The organism is Gardnerella bretellae (assembly GCF_048545135.1).
In the GTDB taxonomy this organism is placed as follows: Bacteria; Actinomycetota; Actinomycetes; order Actinomycetales; family Bifidobacteriaceae; genus Bifidobacterium; species Bifidobacterium greenwoodii.
Genome location: NZ_JBKQXU010000003.1, coordinates 46031 through 63014, shown reverse-complemented (window position 1 = coordinate 63014; position 16984 = coordinate 46031). Strand labels below are relative to the sequence as shown.

The 16984-nt window shown below is 42.7% G+C and carries 13 protein-coding genes and 1 pseudogene; 9 read left to right on the top strand and 5 right to left on the bottom strand.

Annotation, left to right across the window (positions count from 1 at the left end; translation table 11 throughout):
- Nucleotides 1-26: 26 nt before the first annotated feature.
- A complete protein-coding gene (locus tag ACJV7B_RS02965) occupies nt 27-1340 on the bottom strand; it encodes a THUMP-like domain-containing protein (RefSeq protein ID WP_419388938.1) in 1314 nt (437 codons plus the stop codon).
- 72 nt (nt 1341-1412) lie between these two features.
- Between ACJV7B_RS02965 and ACJV7B_RS02960 the strand changes: the two are divergent.
- Nucleotides 1413-1643, top strand: a pseudogene (locus ACJV7B_RS02960) (PASTA domain-containing protein); the annotation flags it as partial.
- Nucleotides 1644-1878: 235 nt separating this feature from the next.
- On the opposite strand, the gene ACJV7B_RS02955 reads toward ACJV7B_RS02960, so the two are convergent.
- A complete protein-coding gene (locus tag ACJV7B_RS02955) occupies nt 1879-2589 on the bottom strand; it encodes a rhomboid family intramembrane serine protease (protein WP_004136640.1) in 711 nt (236 codons plus the stop codon).
- Between the two features lie 160 nt (nt 2590-2749).
- Here ACJV7B_RS02955 and ACJV7B_RS02950 point away from each other — a divergent pair, with 160 nt between their 5' ends.
- The gene (locus ACJV7B_RS02950; protein WP_004126589.1) at nt 2750-2959 is read left to right on the top strand and encodes a hypothetical protein; all 210 of its coding nucleotides are present in this window, start codon (nt 2750-2752) and stop codon (nt 2957-2959) included.
- A 192-nt stretch (nt 2960-3151) separates the two neighbouring features.
- On the opposite strand, the gene ACJV7B_RS02945 is transcribed toward ACJV7B_RS02950, so the two are convergent.
- Complete coding sequence (locus ACJV7B_RS02945) at nt 3152-5635, bottom strand: glycogen/starch/alpha-glucan phosphorylase (protein WP_004136644.1); 2484 nt, start codon at nt 5633-5635, stop codon at nt 3152-3154.
- Between the two features lie 224 nt (nt 5636-5859).
- Between ACJV7B_RS02945 and ACJV7B_RS02940 the strand changes: the two genes are divergently transcribed.
- Nucleotides 5860-6288, top strand: coding sequence for a sterol carrier family protein (locus tag ACJV7B_RS02940; RefSeq protein ID WP_419389019.1), 429 nt, complete (start codon nt 5860-5862; stop codon nt 6286-6288).
- Between the two features lie 109 nt (nt 6289-6397).
- On the opposite strand, the gene ACJV7B_RS02935 is transcribed toward ACJV7B_RS02940, so the two are convergent.
- Nucleotides 6398-6778 carry a DUF3073 domain-containing protein gene (locus ACJV7B_RS02935; RefSeq protein WP_004136650.1) on the bottom strand — a complete coding sequence of 127 codons (381 nt, stop codon included), beginning with the start codon at nt 6776-6778 and terminating at the stop codon, nt 6398-6400.
- Between the two features lie 148 nt (nt 6779-6926).
- Between ACJV7B_RS02935 and trpS the strand changes: the two genes are divergently transcribed.
- Nucleotides 6927-8018, top strand: a complete 1092-nt coding sequence (gene trpS / locus ACJV7B_RS02930) for a tryptophan--tRNA ligase (protein ID WP_410296311.1) — start codon at nt 6927-6929, stop codon at nt 8016-8018.
- Nucleotides 8019-8118: 100 nt separating this feature from the next.
- On the opposite strand, the gene ACJV7B_RS02925 is transcribed toward trpS, so the two are convergent.
- Nucleotides 8119-9879 carry a threonine/serine exporter family protein gene (locus ACJV7B_RS02925; RefSeq protein WP_004133868.1) on the bottom strand — a complete coding sequence of 587 codons (1761 nt, stop codon included), beginning with the start codon at nt 9877-9879 and terminating at the stop codon, nt 8119-8121.
- A 207-nt stretch (nt 9880-10086) separates the two neighbouring features.
- Here ACJV7B_RS02925 and ACJV7B_RS02920 point away from each other — a divergent pair, with 207 nt between their 5' ends.
- The 5 genes from ACJV7B_RS02920 (at nt 10087) to ACJV7B_RS02900 (ending at nt 16947) form a co-directional block, all read left to right on the top strand.
- Nucleotides 10087-12843, top strand: coding sequence for a phosphoenolpyruvate carboxylase (locus ACJV7B_RS02920; RefSeq protein WP_004133866.1), 2757 nt, complete (start codon nt 10087-10089; stop codon nt 12841-12843).
- A 192-nt stretch (nt 12844-13035) separates the two neighbouring features.
- Nucleotides 13036-13695 carry a carbonic anhydrase gene (locus ACJV7B_RS02915; protein WP_047923656.1) on the top strand — a complete coding sequence of 220 codons (660 nt, stop codon included), beginning with the start codon at nt 13036-13038 and terminating at the stop codon, nt 13693-13695.
- Nucleotides 13689-14822, top strand: a complete 1134-nt coding sequence (locus tag ACJV7B_RS02910) for a permease (RefSeq protein ID WP_119520988.1) — start codon at nt 13689-13691, stop codon at nt 14820-14822. The genes ACJV7B_RS02915 and ACJV7B_RS02910 overlap by 7 nt, the downstream gene beginning before the upstream one ends.
- Nucleotides 14819-15595, top strand: coding sequence for a TIGR03943 family putative permease subunit (locus ACJV7B_RS02905; RefSeq protein ID WP_419388937.1), 777 nt, complete (start codon nt 14819-14821; stop codon nt 15593-15595). Before ACJV7B_RS02910 ends, ACJV7B_RS02905 begins: the two co-directional genes overlap by 4 nt.
- A gap of 56 nt (nt 15596-15651) precedes the next feature.
- The gene (locus ACJV7B_RS02900) at nt 15652-16947 is read left to right on the top strand and encodes a hemolysin family protein (protein ID WP_004136666.1); all 1296 of its coding nucleotides are present in this window, start codon (nt 15652-15654) and stop codon (nt 16945-16947) included.
- Nucleotides 16948-16984 lie beyond the last annotated feature (37 nt).

The following is a 16984-nucleotide window of genomic DNA, read 5'->3' as shown; positions in this document are numbered from 1 at the left end:
GTTTTGTGTGGCTACTTTAATTATTTTTATTCTGCAATTGCGCGAATAATTACGTGATTTTTATTGCTGTCAGTTGTTGCAATAAGCCTAATATTTCCACCGTCTTGAATTTTAAGGCGCTTTTTCAAAGTTTCTGCAGACATTGGAAAGTTTCTAGTAACAATATTCGCATGTGTAATATCTGCAAGCGCTTTCTTTATTTCCTTCTTGTTAAGGCTGCAAATATTCTCAATTTTCCATATTTTCCCCGGGAAATTAGCATAATGTTTTTCTGCAACACCAATATGACTATTTGGTTCTATTTGCTTAATGCCATACTTTTCTTCTAAAAACTTTAAACATCCCGCTTTCATAATTGCAGCATTTGGCTCATAAACGTACCGAGCCCATTCTCGCCATTTTTGTACGTATAAAGTTTTGTTTTCCTTACTTTTACCATCTAATCCAGAAAGTATTGAAACCTGATTTTTTGAAGTATCGTAAGCGGCTTCTATAACAGTTAACTGATTGTCGTTTACGCAATATATTGGCAGTTTCGTGTGCTGAGATTTGCTTAGTACTATTAGTAGCTCTTTACATTCATTATGATGAGCAACAATGTGCACTTGCGCAACATTACCGCCAAAATCGTTTACAGTTTTATGCCAGTCAAGCATTGGAGAAAGTTTAATAATAACAATTTGTGCTTTTTTAAGAAGTTGGTCTTTAATAGATAGCACGTTTGGTGTGCAGTCTTCAATAGCGTAAGTTCTAGAACCTTGATTATTGCGACGTGCAGGGTCAATGTATATCATTGTTGCGCTAGAAATCTGATTAAGTGCCTCAAGACTATTATTGTTGTAACACGTAACTTTAGAAAGACCGAGCGCTCGCATATTGTGTTGTGAAATAGCGGAAAGATCACTTTGCTGCTCAATGCATATTGCAGAATCAAAAACCTCAGCCATTATTGCGCAATCAACACCAAATCCACCTGTAAGATCAACAAGAGTGTTCGAAGTGTTTTCTTCATTCAGCTCACTAAGTAATTTTTGTGCAATATTAGCCTTATATTGTGCTGTGGCTTGCGAAGAGCATTGTTCCATAGATATATGTGCCGGATATATAATCTCCTCGCAGGATGCCCATTTTGGCAGTTTTTGTTGTGCTATTTGTTTGCCTGCGATTTGATTTACTGCAAAAGTAACATCAATTCCCGCGTTACGTGGTGCTTTAAGAGCTGCATTAGTTGGATTTGATTTCGCATTTTCTTTAATAAACGCAAGTGTTTGAGGTGTTGTGCAAGGAATTTCACAAGGTGCATGTAACTCAGAAAGCATAATCTTATTCTTACGTAACATATGGATGTGTTTGCACGCTAAACGGAAAGTTTTAAGCGAATAAGCGCTTGTTCTTCAGATTAATAATAATTAAAAAATAAGCCAAATATGGACAGACCGTTTATTCTGCGTAGAGATCCTAAGTTGTATAAGAAAACCGAAGAACCTATTAAGCCTGCTAAAACTATAGATTCTTTCCTAAATCCATTTATTCCATCATATAAAACTAAGCCTGTGAAGTTTGCGCCTGCGCCTGATGACGATAACGCATACTACTTGGTTGAACAGCCTTTTAATTGGAATAAACTGCCAGAAAAACAGTAGAGTAGATTGTTTTTCTAATTACGTTTCTGCGCTTTTCGAAAGTTAATTAACATAGAGTAGTAATTGTGGATAACTTTTATACACTTTTGCACAAGCGCAAAAATGGCGAGTTATTAGCATTTGTGAATAATTATGTGGATAACTTGAGTAGTTGTTAGCATCTTATGCCCAACTTATACCCAAGTTATCCACAGTTCTGTACACAATGGTGGAAAACTACATGCGTGTAATTTAACTAAGCTAATCCTTGTAAGCAGAATACTGCGCACGCAACAAGAATAATAAAAATAGAAATAAAATACGTTAAGAAACGCGTATTAAACGAAGCTTTTCTAAGCAGAGGATTTTGTACTCCTAGCAATGCTGCAAGCGCTGTTCCAATAATTAAACCTCCAACATGAGCCTGCCAAGCTATATTTGGAATAATAATTGGCATAGCGAGAGTAATCGCAATCCAAATAATTGTTCCTCGCATGTTTTCACCAAGTCGCCACTGAGCTACTAAAAGTGCGCCAATAAGACCCATAATTGCGCCTGAAGCACCATAAGAGGCGGACTGCCAATTATTAATTATTCTGCACCAAATAATATCTGCAATGCATCCTCCAAGACCCGATATTAAATAAAGTCCAAAGAATTTCCATCTGCCAAAATAACGCTCAAGTTCTGCGCCGAGTGACCAAAGGCACAGCATGTTGAAGAAAATATGAGTGATGTTTGGCGCATGAACAAACATTGATGTGAACCAAGTCCATGGGGTATTTAACGCAGTAACTGGCACGAAGGCAGTATATTCTATAAAAGTAATGTAGGTTTCTTTAGTTACGAAGTATAAAAATATTTCTATTAGCCAAGTAACAATGCAAGCGTATATGAGAATTGCAGTAACAGTATTGCTGCGAAAACGTATTCTATTCCATAAATTTTTTATATCCAAATTATGCATATCTTTATGATATAGGCTTTACTTCACAAATTTAATCAATAAGATTGTGTAAAAAGATGCAACTCTGAAGAAAAGCAACTATGATAGTGAGTAAGCGACAAAACGCTATATAAATCGTTGACTTGGACGAGCAGGTCAGCTTAACCCGAAAGGAGCCATCATGGAGAACAGATCCTCTGGCGGTTGGAAGTTCTTTGCACTGCTCTTCGGAGCACTGCTCGCAGGAATTGCTGCATTGTATGTTTATAAGCAGCACAATCCTGATTATGACCCTTGGGAGGAGCCGTGGGAGAACAGCTCTTCACCAATTGATCTGGGGCTAGAAAAAGAAGAGACAGAAGGTAAAGACGCTCCTGCTGTTGAAGAATAAAACAGCAGTGTTGTGTTAAAATACTTCAAATAAAGGCGACTGTGTGTATGTGCAGCCGCCTTTATTGTTTGTTTACTTGTTTATTTACTTACTTGTGATTAATTTCGATTTAATTACTAGAAACAAAAAGCGGAAGCTGATTAACAGCCTCCGCCTTTTTCTTATTAAGCGATTAAGACGCTATTTTTATGCTCACTCGGCAACTGGAAGAGCACCAGTGTGCCAAATGCGATCGAGGTAATCTTCGATAGAGCGGTCAGAAGAGAAGTAACCAGAGTTGGCTACGTTCAAAACTGCCATGCGAGCCCACTTCATTGGGTCGCGGTAAGTTTCCTCAATCTGAGCCTGAATATCCATGTAAGAGCTGAAGTCAGCCATTGCCATGAAGTAATCGTGGGTAAGCCAATCGTTGACGAGTGGCTCGTACACGCTCTTGTCGCCATTGGAGAATGTGCCGTCAGCAACCATATCCACAGCGGTCTTCAAGCGAGGATCAGACTCGTAGTACTTACGGGATCCGCCGTGATCGTAGCCTTCAGCGTAGAGCTTATCAACTTCGTCAACGGTCATGCCGAAGAGGAAGAAGTTCTCAGCGCCAACGCGCTCGCGAATCTCAACGTTTGCACCATCGAGAGTACCAACAGTCAAAGCACCATTCAAAGCGAACTTCATGTTACCGGTACCGGAAGCTTCCTTACCAGCCTGAGAAATCTGCTCATCCAAATCGGTAGCAGGAATCAAGTTCATAGCCAACTCGATGTTGTAGTTTGGTGGGAAGAACACAGCGAGCTTGCCCTTGCATGCTGGATCGTTGTTCACCACGCGAGCAACATTGTTAATGAGCTGAATGGTGAGCTTTGCCATAGCATAGCCTGGAGCAGACTTAGCGCCGAAGAACACGGTGCGTGGAAGCATCTTGTCAACGTCGATTGTGCCGTTCTTAATTCCAGCGTATGTGGAGATAACCTGGAGGATCTTCATGGACTGGCGCTTGTACTCGTGCAAACGCTTAACAATGGTGTTAAACATAGTGTCTGGGTTGATTTCGAAGCCATACTTCTGCTTTGCGAAATCAACGAAGGCAAGCTTGTTCTGCTTCTTAACTTCAGCAAACTTCTTAACGAATGCCTTGTCGTCAGCCAATGGCTTTAAGCCTTCGAGAAGCTCCAAATCACCCTGCCATGCGTCGGTGCCCAAGCCCTCAGTAATAAGAGCAGACATACGTGGGTTGCTCAAGCGCACGAAGCGACGAGGAGTTACACCGTTAGTAACGTTCTTGAACTTATCTGGGTAAACGCTGGAGAAGTCCTTCAAAGTGACATCCTTCAACAACTCAGAGTGAAGCTCAGCAACGCCGTTAACGTAAGAGCCGCCGTAGGTAGCCAAGTAAGCCATGCGGACTACAGCACCTTCGCCATTTTCGTCAGCGTCGGTAGCGATGCGCATACGCTCAACCTGATCCTCAGCAACGCCCTTACCGCGAAGCTCGTTGCGGAACTGCTCGCTAATGCCCTTAATAATCTCAAGGTGGCGTGGCAAAAGTTCGCCAATAAGCTTGGCTGGCCAAACTTCCAAAGCTTCTGGAAGCAAGGTGTGGCAAGTGTAGTTGAAGGTCTTGGTGGTGATACCCCAAGCGGTGTTCCAATCGTAGCCGTACTCGTCCATAAGAACGCGCATAAGCTCTGGAATACCAATAACTGGGTGAGTATCGTTCAACTGGAAGTTGATCTTGCTTGGGAAGGTTGTGAGATCCGGCTTATCCTGACCTGGGTAGAACACGCGGATAGCGTCATGAATAGAAGCAGCTACGAAGAAGTACTGCTGCTCAAGACGCAAAGCCTTACCTTCTGGAGTGGAATCTTCTGGATAAAGAATCTTAGAAATGTTTTCTGCTGCAACCTGTGGCTTTACAGCATCCAAGTACTCAGACTTGTTGAAGGTGAGCAAATCAAACTCGTCGTAAGACTTAGCAGTCCACAAACGAAGAGTGTTTACGCGACCAGAATTGTAACCTGGAACCATGTAGTCAACTGGTACTGCACGAACAGACCAAGCTGGCTTCCACACGCGCTTGCCGTTTTCTTCAACAACTTCGCCGCCAAAGTTGACGCGCTGATCACGACCGTAATCAATGTGGCCCCATGGCTCTTCGTTGCTAAGCCAGTAATCAGGTGTTTCTATCTGCTTACCTTCTTCATCAAAGCGCTGCTTGAAGATGCCGTAACGATACTGGATGCCGTAGCCGAATGCTGGAACGCCAATAGAGGCGAGCGAATCAATGAAGCAGGCTGCGAGACGACCCAAACCGCCGTTACCCAAACCTGGTTCATACTCAGCGTCGATAACAGCCTTTGGATCGAAGCCAAGCTTCGTAACAGCTTTTTCGAACTGGTCGGTAAGACCAGCGTTCAACAAAGCATTCTCAAGCTGCTTACCCATCAAGAACTCTGCGCTCAAATAGCCAACAGCCTTGGTGTTTCCGTTAATCATGTCATGCTGTGTCTGCATCCAAGAGTCCATCAAGTGGCGACGAACTGCGGTAGCAGCGGCAACATACACATCTGCCGTGGTGGCCTGCTCTGGCGTTACACCCTGGGTGTACTTGAGGTGCTCTTGAAGTTCTTTGGCAAATGCCGTCGCAGTAGTTTTGGCTTTCGGCGCGACGTGTTTAGTCATATTTGACTCCTTGTGCCGTTTGTTATATTTCCTAAAAAGTGTGCAGCCTTAAACTTTATGCTTAGGCAGTTAAACCAATACCACGTTGTAGATAACTACAAAAGGTACGTTAATGCACACGATGTTCCTAATAGTACCACAACCTAACACCTTTAAATATTGATATATAACTTCTTAATACAAATGTATTTATGAAAGTATGTTGTTTAGAAGATAATAAAAATATGGTAGTAATACTTGAGCGAGATATAAAAAGAGGACAATGTGCTTGGAAAGCATGGTGTATGTCTGCTAATAAAGCGCTTAATAATGGCGAAGAGGCTATGCAAATAAGTAGCGATATTTTAGATATTTCTCCAACTGACGAAGCTTTAGCAGTTAGATATTCTTTATATCTTCTTGAAAACAAAGTTCCTGGTTGTGCAGTAGAAGTAAGAGTGGCGCCTTTTGGTGCGGTAAAAATTTTGGAAGGACCAGCTTCTGACCCGCATAATCTTACTCCGCCGGATGTTATTGAGCTCGATCCGCAAGTTTGGTTAAGAATTTCGTGCGGTATTACAAGTTGGCAGCAAGAAAAACAGTGCGGAAACATAAGCGCAATCGGCGAGCGTGATGATTTAAGCGATATTTTGCCACTTGATATAAATTTATGACATCTATTTATAATGCTTATTTACAAATATCCTGGGCCTTCATTTTTTAGACCCAGGATATTTAGCTAAAAATAATTACTAGCAACCTAATTATTAGTAATTTTAAGATTTATTTATCGTTCTTATGCATGAAACTCGGCACTGGCATAGGAATGTGATGATGCACAGGAGTATGCGCGCCAGAATTTGTAGAAGAATTTTCATTATTTACAGCCTTAGCTGCAGCTTCTGCCGCCCACTTTGCATATTCGTCTAAATCATCATCGTTGGAAGACTCATTAGAATCATCTTCTTGAACAGTTGCTTCCTGATCTGGAAGATACGAGTTTTCCTCGTAAGTTTCGCTCGACGCAAATGGATCGAAGGATCCTTGTCCGGGTTCGCTGGAGTTAAGCTCCTTAGCAAGCTCGTCATAATCCGTATCGGTCGTCAGGTATTTGAGCTTACGGGCAATTTTCTGTTGCTTTGCCTTCTGTCGTCCGCGGCCCATCTGACCCCCTCTTAAAAAATTACCGTAACAATCAGTTCATCACACAAGAGCGTACCACTTAACCGCAACCGAGTATATTGTCTGTGTAAACTTTTACCATGAAAGCCATATTTTAAGCGTAAAAATGCGTGTATGTAAGGAGCTAAAAATGCAGGAAGAAGCACAGGTAACAGCCGCAGGAAATGAGATGAGTGCAAGCTTTCTTGCAGCGCGTAAACGTTCGGATGCAACGCTTGAAAAACTAGAAAGTAATCCTTCTTCATTTACCATGCTTACAGGAGACCGTCCAACAGGACGCCTGCACTTAGGCCACTATTTTGGTTCTATTCGTGAGCGTGTCGCAATGCAGAAGCGTGGTGTAAAAACCAATATTATTATTGCTGATTATCAGGTAATTACTGACCGTGACACAACCGAGCATATTGAAGATAATGTTTTGAATTTAGTGCTTGATTATATGGCTGCAGGAATTGATCCTGAAAAAACAATGATATTTACGCACTCTGCTGTGCCTGCAGCAAATCAGCTTATGTTACCATTCTTGTCTTTAGTTACGGAAGCAGAATTGCACAGGAATCCTACTGTAAAGTCAGAAATGGAATCATCTGGACACGCTTTAACCGGATTGCTGCTTACTTACCCAGTGCATCAAGCTTGCGATATTTTGTTCTGCAAAGCTAATGTTGTGCCGATTGGTAAAGATAATTTGCCTCATATTGAAATTACGCGCACAATTGCTCGACGATTTAACGAAAGATACGCAAAAAAGAATCCAGTGTTCCCAGAGCCGGCAGCAATTTTGTCTGACGCTCCAGAAATTCCAGGATTGGATGGTCGTAAGATGAGCAAATCTTATGGTAATTCAATCATGCTTGGAGCTACTGCCGAAGAAACAGCCAAACTAATTAAGAAGAGCCCGACTGATTCGGAAAGAATGATTACTTTTGATCCAGTTGCTCGCCCACAAGTTTCAGCGCTTCTTACTACTGCAGGTTTAGTAACAGGTAGGGATCCTAAAGATATTGCTGAAGAAATTGGCAACTCTGGAGCAGGTGCGTTGAAAGCTTACGTAATTGAAAACGTAAATAACTTCCTGGCTCCTCACCGTGAGCGTCGTGCAGAATTAGCAAAAGACATGGATGCTGTTCGAGACATTTTGCACGATGGCAATAAGCGTGCGAATGCTATTGCAGAAGAAACACTTTCCCAAGTGCGAGACGCTATGGGAATGAAGTACTAATTAAATTTCAATAAGTAAAGTAATAAAAAATAAAGCCGCTCGCAAGAAAACTTGTAAGCGGCTTTTTTTATTGAAAATTAATAGACTGAAATTTAGAACATCACACGTCGTAACGCCAGCTTTTATCGGTAATAACGCGAGCTACAGCAAGACCAATAGGCAAGCAAATAATTACCATAAAAGCGCGGAAAGTCCAATCTAACGCTGGAAGCGTGTGGAACTGTCCAAGATAAAACATTGCGCGATACATATAAAGTCCCGGAACCATAATCACAATAGATGGAACGGTAAGACCTATTCGCGGATACCCCAAATATTGAGGTGCAAATCCGTGGCGAACAATAGCTCTCCAAGCAGAAGCAAGTAAGCCTGCAAGTAAAGCGCCGCTAAACGCTGCAATTTCAGCAGCGATACCAAAATCCGTCATAGTTAAGCGCAGAGTATCTGTAATAGCTCCAATAACTCCTGCAACTATGCACATGCGCTGTGGAGAATTAAAAAGCACGGAGAAGCCCCACACGCCAGCAAAAGCTGTAATAAGCCGCAGAACTGCATTAAGCCAAGGGTTTAATCCGAGCGGAGGGAAACCTTGAGGATTAAGCTGAACAATGCTTGCAACAGTCCAGCCTGCAAGAGTTCCCATTAAAATAATTGCAAGCGTATAGCACAGACGTTGAATTCCGGAAGGGAAATCTATTTTTGCAATATCCAATCCGCCTGTAATAAGCGGGAAGCCTGGAATAACAAACAATACAGAGCCTATGTATGCTGTTGTGTGATTTAGTGCGCTTGGGTCGAAGTAGCCAATAAGTCGCAATGAACCGATGCATGCTAGAGCGCCAATTGCAACAGCAACGAACGTGACCACAAATTGGTTAAGATGATGCATAAACATGCGGCGACGAATATAGTGGCCAATTCCAGCTCCAATAAAAGCGCCAATCATGTCGTAGATTCCGCCGCCAAGCAAAAATGCGAAGGATGCGCAAGCAACAGCAGAAGCAAGACCAGCAAACCACGGTTTATAAAGCGGCTTGCGATTTTTAATCAAATCAAGACGATCGTGTACTTCGCGAACTGTAAGAGGATGATTATTTTCATCTTCCTTATTGCTATTTTCTGTAATTTTTTGAACATGCGAAAAATGTTCAGCGTAAGCATTTTCTGGCTGTAAAGCGAAAATTCCTCGCGGCTTTTCTTTTTTGATTGCCTCTTGTAAAGCTTGTTTTTCCGCTATTTTTGCAGCATTTTCTTCCGACTGTTTAGCTGTTTGTACAATATCGCGCTCAACGTCGCTTTCTTGAAGAGTGTCAACTAATTCTTTAGAAACCGTAGCTTTTGAGTGGTAGAGGGAATCGTTTCCAAGTTTAACGTTAAACCAGTCGGCAAAATGCTCAAGAAGCCAAATTCGTTCAGTATTTACGCCAGTAGTTGGAAGGTCAACAACCTCTGTAATGCGCTCATGCTTATCTGTGCAAGTTGCTTCAATATCCGTGAGATTTACGTCTGCTCGAACGTGAACTCCCATCGGTTCGCCGATTCTGTGCATAAGCTCGCGAACACGGTAGCTTCCGGTTCCGGCTCCTAAACCTAGAGCACCAACGCGAATAATAATGCTTGATTTTGCAGCTATGCACGCTTCGGTAACAGGCTTATCCCAATCGCGCTCAACGTCGTCCATGTCGAGCGGAATAGCATGAGTATGAAAACGTCCAGAAGGTTTTCCTACTACGTGTCCTGTTGGAAGAATTTCCGGCTTGTTATCGCGACTGTTGTTGTAATTATTGTTGCAACTATCGCAATTATCGCTGCTTGTATTATTGCAAGTATTATTGTCTTCATTACTATCTACTGTGCTCACAATTTTTCAGTATACGCACCCCTGTTGCCTAGTAAATTTTTGCTAACAAAATACTATTTATGCTACGTCCGGTGGTAGTTTCAAAATTAACTTGGTATTTCGCTGTAAACAAGGCTGTGGGCTTGCAACTTTTGACCTAAATAACCGCGGAGGAGCCGCGGAAGTCAGATGACCAAGCAACCTTATTTGCTAGCGCAAGGAGGTCTGATGACAGAAGAAAATCAGCAGGTTACTCCAGCGGACGCAACTATTGTTACGTCTGGCTTAGGACGAAAAGGCCCAGAGGAGCGTGACCTTCCAGCATCGCTTAAGCAAGACATGGATTTGTGCTTGCATATTCTTCGCGATGTTCTTGGTGAATTTGATGAAAAATTATTGGCAGTATTTGACGATGTGCGTTTGAATGCTGTTGAAGCTAGTGCCGCGCATTTTGCGCAAATGGTAGATGCAAAAGTAACAGCAGACGATGGCTTGAGTAAGGCTGTTAGCAAGATCAACGGAATGAATTTGCATGATACTCAGCTTCTGGCACGCGCTTTCGCAACGTATTTCCATCTCGCTAATTTGTGCGAAGAGAATTATCGCGTTTCTGTACTTCATCAGCGTGAATGTGAAGTTGAGGATTCGTTGCCGGTTGATCCAGTTAACGAATTAACTTGCGCGTATCACAAATTATTAACGGAAATGAGTCCAGCTCAAGCTAAGGAATTGCTTGCAAAACTTGAGTTCCATCCTGTGTTTACTGCACACCCAACTGAAGCTCGTCGTAAGGCTGTGGCTGGAAAGATTCGCAGAATTTCGCAATTATTAAGCGAACATCATCGTTTAGGCGGATCTGACAAGCGAGAAAATTATCGTCGTCTCTATAACGAAATTGATGCGCTTCTTCGCACTTCTCCGATTGCTTTGAAGAAGCCAACTCCGGTTGAAGAAGCTGACACTATTCTTGACATTTTCGACGCTACATTATTTGACACTATTCCAGTTGTGTATCGTCGTTTTGACGATTGGCTGCTTGGCAATAAGGCAGGTCTTGTGCCGCCTCGCTGCCCTGCTTTCTTCCACCCAGGAAGCTGGATTGGTTCGGATCGAGACGGCAACCCGAATGTGACTGCTAAAGTAAGCCGTCAGGTTGCTCGAAAGTTTAGCGATCATGTGCTTGCGGCTTTGGAAAATCGCACGCGCGAAGTTGGCAAATGCTTAACTATGGAAACTCGCACAACTCCTCCAAGCGTGGAGCTGCTCGAGTTGTGGAATCGTCAGCGCGAAATGAGCGAACAGCTTACAGAAAACGCTTCAGATGTTTCTAATAATGAGCCGCATCGTGCTGTAATGCTTGTAATGGCTGACCGTTTGCATCGCACTATTAGCCGCGATACTGACTTAATGTATCATTCTTGCGAAGATTTTATTGAAGATTTGCAAATTGTGCAGCGTTCTTTGGCAGAAGGTGGAGATCCTCGAGCAGCTTATGGTCCTTTGCAGGATTTGATTTGGCAGGCTCAAACCTTTGGATTCCACATGGTTGAGATGGAATTCCGCCAGCATTCTCTCGTGCATTCTCGCGCTTTGGAAGATATTCGCGAACACGGATTGCACGGAGAGCGCGGACCGCTTCAGCCAATGACTCGAGAAGTGCTCGACACCTTCCGCGCTTTGGGAGCAATCCAAAAGCGCAACGGCATGCGTGCTGCTCGACGCTACATTATTTCCTTCGCAAAATCTGCTCAGCATGTGCGTGACGTATTTGAGCTAAATCGTCTTTCTTTTGCTCACCCACAGGATGCGCCAACAATCGACGTTATTCCACTGTTTGAGCAGTTGGAAGATTTGCAGAACTCAGTAAACGTGCTTGAGGAGATTATTAAAATTCCTGAAGTGCAGGCTCGTCTTAAGGCTACTGGCCGCAAGATGGAAGTTATGCTCGGCTACTCGGATTCTTCCAAGGACGCTGGCCCTACTTCCGCAACGCTTGCTTTGCACTCTGCTCAGGAGCGTATTGCTCAGTGGGCTAAGAAGCATGATATTGATTTGACACTATTCCATGGCCGCGGTGGCGCTGTTGGTCGAGGTGGCGGTCCTGCAAACCGTGCAGTGCTTGCTCAGCCTGTTGGGTCCGTCAACTGCCGATTTAAGCTTACTGAACAAGGTGAGGTTATTTTTGCGCGTTACGGAAATCCAGTTTTGGCTATTCGCCACGTCGAATCCGTTGCTTCCGCAACTTTGCTGCAATCTTCGCCAAGTGTTGAAAAAACTAACACTGATATGACGAAGAAGTATGCGGATATGGCTGCAAAGCTTGATGTTGCAGCTCATGAGCGCTTCCTCGATTTGCTGCAAACGGATGACTTTACTCCATGGTTCTCTACAGTTACGCCTTTGAGTGAAATCGGTTTGCTTCCAATCGGCTCTCGCCCAGCTAAGCGCGGTTTGGGTGCGAAGTCTTTGGACGATTTGAGAACAATTCCGTGGGTGTTCTCTTGGGCTCAGGCTCGCATTAACTTGGCTGCATGGTACGGTTTGGGTACGGCTTGCGAAAAGTTTGGTGATTTGGAAACTTTGCGTCGCGCTTACGAAGAGTGGCCGTTGTTTAGTACTTTTATTGACAATATTGAGATGTCTTTGGCTAAAACGGATGAGCGTATTGCTCGCATGTACTTAAGTCTTGGAGATCGTGAGGATTTGAGCGATAAAGTACTTTCGGAAATGCAGCTTACTCGCAAGTGGGTTTTGCAAATAGTTGACGACAAGTGGCCTCTGCAGCATCGTCACGTGCTCGGCCAGGCTATTCGCGTGCGCTCTCCTTACGTGGACGCGCTTTCTGTAATCCAATCCCTTGCATTGCACAAGCTTCGCAACAAGGTAGATAAGGAAGAGTTGAGCGAAAGCCAGCAGGCAGAGTTCATATACCTTATTCTTTGCACTGTTTCCGGTGTTGCTGCAGGCTTGCAGAATACTGGATGATATTTAATAAATTACTAAATCAAGAAGGCTCTCGTATTTGCGAATTGCAATACGGGAGCTTTTTTGATAATAGGCTTATATTCTTAAACAAAATTCTTATTTACTACGAAAGATACAATATATTCGGTAGGTAAAAGATTTTTAAACTTTAAGCAACTAAAAATATTGCCAATGCCAGTGTAGGAGGTAATAATGCAAGAAGAAGCAAACGAAGATTTTGCTAATGAAGATTCAGTTTTAGCTACATCGGTATTAAGTGCAATGCTTGCGGGGAATCGCAAATTTGCAGAAGGCAATTCAGCGCATGCAGGCGTAAATTCACAAGCGCGCATGAAACTTATTGACGGTCAGCATCCTGGAGCTGTTGTGCTTTCGTGCGCAGATTCTAGAGTTGCTCCAGAATTTATATTCGACGCCGGCTTGGGCGATATTTTTTCTGTTCGCACAGCTGGAGAAGTGTTGGATGATGCCGTAATAGCTTCGCTAGAATACGCTGTGAGTGATTTGGGAGTAAAAGTGTTGGTTGTGCTTGGGCATGAGCATTGCGGCGCAGTACAGGCTGTTTTGCCGAACGTGCAAAAGCTGGTTTCTGAATACGACGAAGATAAAACAAGCGAAATAATTGAGTCGAGCGAGTCAATATTGCTGCGTTCTTTAGGGCCTGCTGCGCTCGCAGGTGTTGAGGAAAATTTAGATACAGATGATATTGAACGTATTCACGTGTCTAATATTTTGGCTGAAATTTGCGAAAAATCACAAATAATTCGCGAAGCTGTTTTCAAAGACGCTTTGATGCTTGTTGGTGCAAGGTATCGAATGAGTGACGGCTTGGTGGAAGTGTTGTCATGCTAAAACTGGAAAAAGCAGTAAGAGCGGGAAAAGCAGTAAAACCGGCAAAACAAGCAAATTCTGCAAACTATCTTTTTTTGATTGCAGGAGTGCCTTTCGCTGCTCTTATTATTGCTATGGCACCGGCTTTACAAGCGCGTTACCCATGGCTTCTTATTGACACCACTGTTCGAGGTGTTGCTGGCCTACTTTTGCAAGCGATTCCTTTCACTCTTATTGGCGTTCTTGTTTCCGCCGCTGTGGAAACTTGGGTAACGGCTGATTTTATTGAAAAACATGCTCCAAAATCTACTGCAAACGGTTTTTTAGCTGCCATAATTGCTGGAGTATGCGTGCCTGTGTGCGACTGTGTGGTTGTGCCAACATTTTCTAGGCTCGTTGCAAGAAAATTGCCGCTTCCTTGCGCAATAACTTTCCTTTGTGCTGTTCCTGTTGTAAATCCTGTGTCTGTTTTAGCGACTTGGTACGCTTTTTCTGATGCTCCGGCTGTAGCCGTTATGCGCGTTGCTTTAGGAGTTGGTATTGCGTTATTAGTTGGATTAAGTTTTGCAATATTCCCAACAAAATCATCTGTTTTACGTAACGAAAATTTATTAAAAAATAATCTTAAACCAAAATGTTCTTGTGAACTAAATTGTGGCTGCGATCATAAAGAAAATCAAAATTCTTCAGAACAATTAAAGACGCAAAATTGCACAAAATTAAGTATTTGTTTGCAAGTAAAGCTGTATATAAAGCATATTCACGAAGATTTTTTGAAACTTTTACCAATTATTGTGTGCGGAACTATTGTTGCTTCTGTTATACGAGCTTGGTTAGGGGCGGATCCTGCTTCCAGAATACAAGCTAACAATATTTTGATTGCAATACCCGCAATGATGGCTATTGCCTATTTTAGCTCGTTGTGCTCAAGTTCGGATGCTGTAATTGCTAGAAGTTTAGCAGCTTCTTTACCAATGTCTTCCGTCTTAGTATTTTTGCTATTTGGCCCAATGCTTGATTTAAAAAATACTCTTATGCTTGTTTCTGATTGCAGAGGCAAATTCGTATTGCGTTTAACGCTAACAATTGCAGGCTTTTGCCTTCTAGCTTCACTGTTTTCTAACTGGGCTTGGGGGTTCATGCTATGAAAAATACAAGTTCTGTTAGTGAAGAAAATAAAAAGCGTAATCGTATTACTTTTGCAAAAATATTAGAATCTTTCGTGCTTTTATGTTTAGCAGCAGTTATTGCCACAGTAACTTTAAGTGGACAGTACACGCTTTTTACCACTCCTCGAGCGTTCGCATATTTGATAATTGCAGCCGTTCTGCTTTTAGTTTTAGCATTTTGTGCTGCATTGGGATGGTTTGATGTTTCTGCACGAGATTCTTGGAAAATACTAGTTTCTTTAGCGCTTCCTGCACTGCTAATTATTATTCCTCTGCAATCGTCGCAAAGATTTAGCTCTGGCTGTTTTGATCGTTACGCAGGAGGCAGAGCTATTGCTATTAGAAGACACAATTCGATACTTTCTGGGTTGAGCGAAAAATCTCGTGAAATAAAAGTAAAAAACGATGATTTCGGTTTATGGTATGACGAAATCGACCATAATATTTCAAAATATGAAGGATATACGGTTACGATTACAGGGTTTGTAAGTCGTGATACTACTTTAGGAGCAAATCAGTTTCGTTTATCTCGTCAACTCATGTCTTGCTGCATTCTAGATATGTCTCCTTTTGGTTTAGTTGCAAACTATAAAAATGCCAACAAACTTCACGAACATGAGTGGGTTATGCTTCGCGCCCGCGTTTCTAGGGGGAGCATAGGAGTTAAAGGATACCAACGTTCCGGGGTTGTACTAAAAGTTATATCGTTAAAATCTGCTAAAGCGCCAACTGGATATTTTTACCGTCCGTAATAATTTTCTATTAAAGAATTGTTGATATCGCATAGAAGTAAACTAAGATAACAAGTATGGCGATTGGTTTTAATATTCTACTCATTATGATTTTTTTGCTATTTGGTTCCGTATTTGCGGCAACCGAATTAGCTTTAGTGAGCTTGAGAAGTTCGCAAATTGATCGCATGGAGCTTCAGGATGCTCGTGGGGCTAGAGTTGCGAAAATTGCGCGAGACCCTAATACTTTTCTATCTGCACTGCAAATTGGCGTAACGCTTTCTGGTTTTCTTTCTGCATCCTTCGGCGAATCTGCGTTAGCTCCTTACGTTGTGCCTGTTGTGTGCTCATGGGGAGTGCCTAAGCATGTTGCAGGCCCGCTTACCACTATTTTCTTAACTCTTATTATTTCGTATTGTTCTATTGTAATTTCTGAATTAGTGCCGAAGCGTATTGCAATGCAGCGTTCTGAGCAGATTGCGCGAGCGGTTGTGCCGGCGGTAGATATTTTCTCGAAAATTTGCAAGCCGCTTATTTGGCTTATTGGTAAGAATACTAACGGTTTTGTGCGTTTGCTTGGATTTGATCCTAATGAAAAAGAAAGCGAAGTTTCTGACGAAGAATTGCGCGTGCTTGTTAATAGCAATAAGCGTTTAAGTCAGGATGAGCGCAATATTTTGGATGACGTGTTTGATGCTTCGGAAACAATTGTTGCTGAAGTGATGCGCCCGCGTGCTGACGTGGAATTTCTGGACGGCTCGTTAAGTCTTGAAGAAGCAGCTGCAAAAATTCGTGAGCTTCCGTATTCCAGATATCCGGTTATTGGCAAGGATTTTGACGACGTTATTGGTTTTGTGCATGTGCGCGATTTGTTGGATGTTAGAGATCCTAACGCAAAAACTGTTGCAGATGTAACTCGCGAAGGAATTAGTCTTCCTGGAACTTCAAAGCTTTTGCCAAGCCTAGAGCTGCTTCGAAAGCGCGGAATCCACTTGGCTATTGTTATTGACGAATACGGCGGAACTGACGGAATTGTAACTCTTGAAGATATGACAGAGGAGCTTGTTGGAGATATTCGCGACGAGTATGATCTGCCTGAAGAATCTGAGCAAAATAATGTGAATAAAACAACTGCTTTTGTAAATGGTGTTGCAAAAATTGATGGTGGTATGACCATTGAAGATTTTGCTGACATTACAGGCATTGAGCTTGAAGATGGACCTTATGAAACTGTTGCAGGCTATTTCTTAGCGCATACTGGTTCTATGGGAAGCGTTGGAGCTGTTTTGCACGATGCAGACGGCTACGATATGACTGTAACTGCGGTTGATGGTCGACGTATTGCTACTCTTGAAGTGCGTCGCCGCGCATAATTTAAGCCGTAGCAGTAGAATGTAATAGTAATAAAAA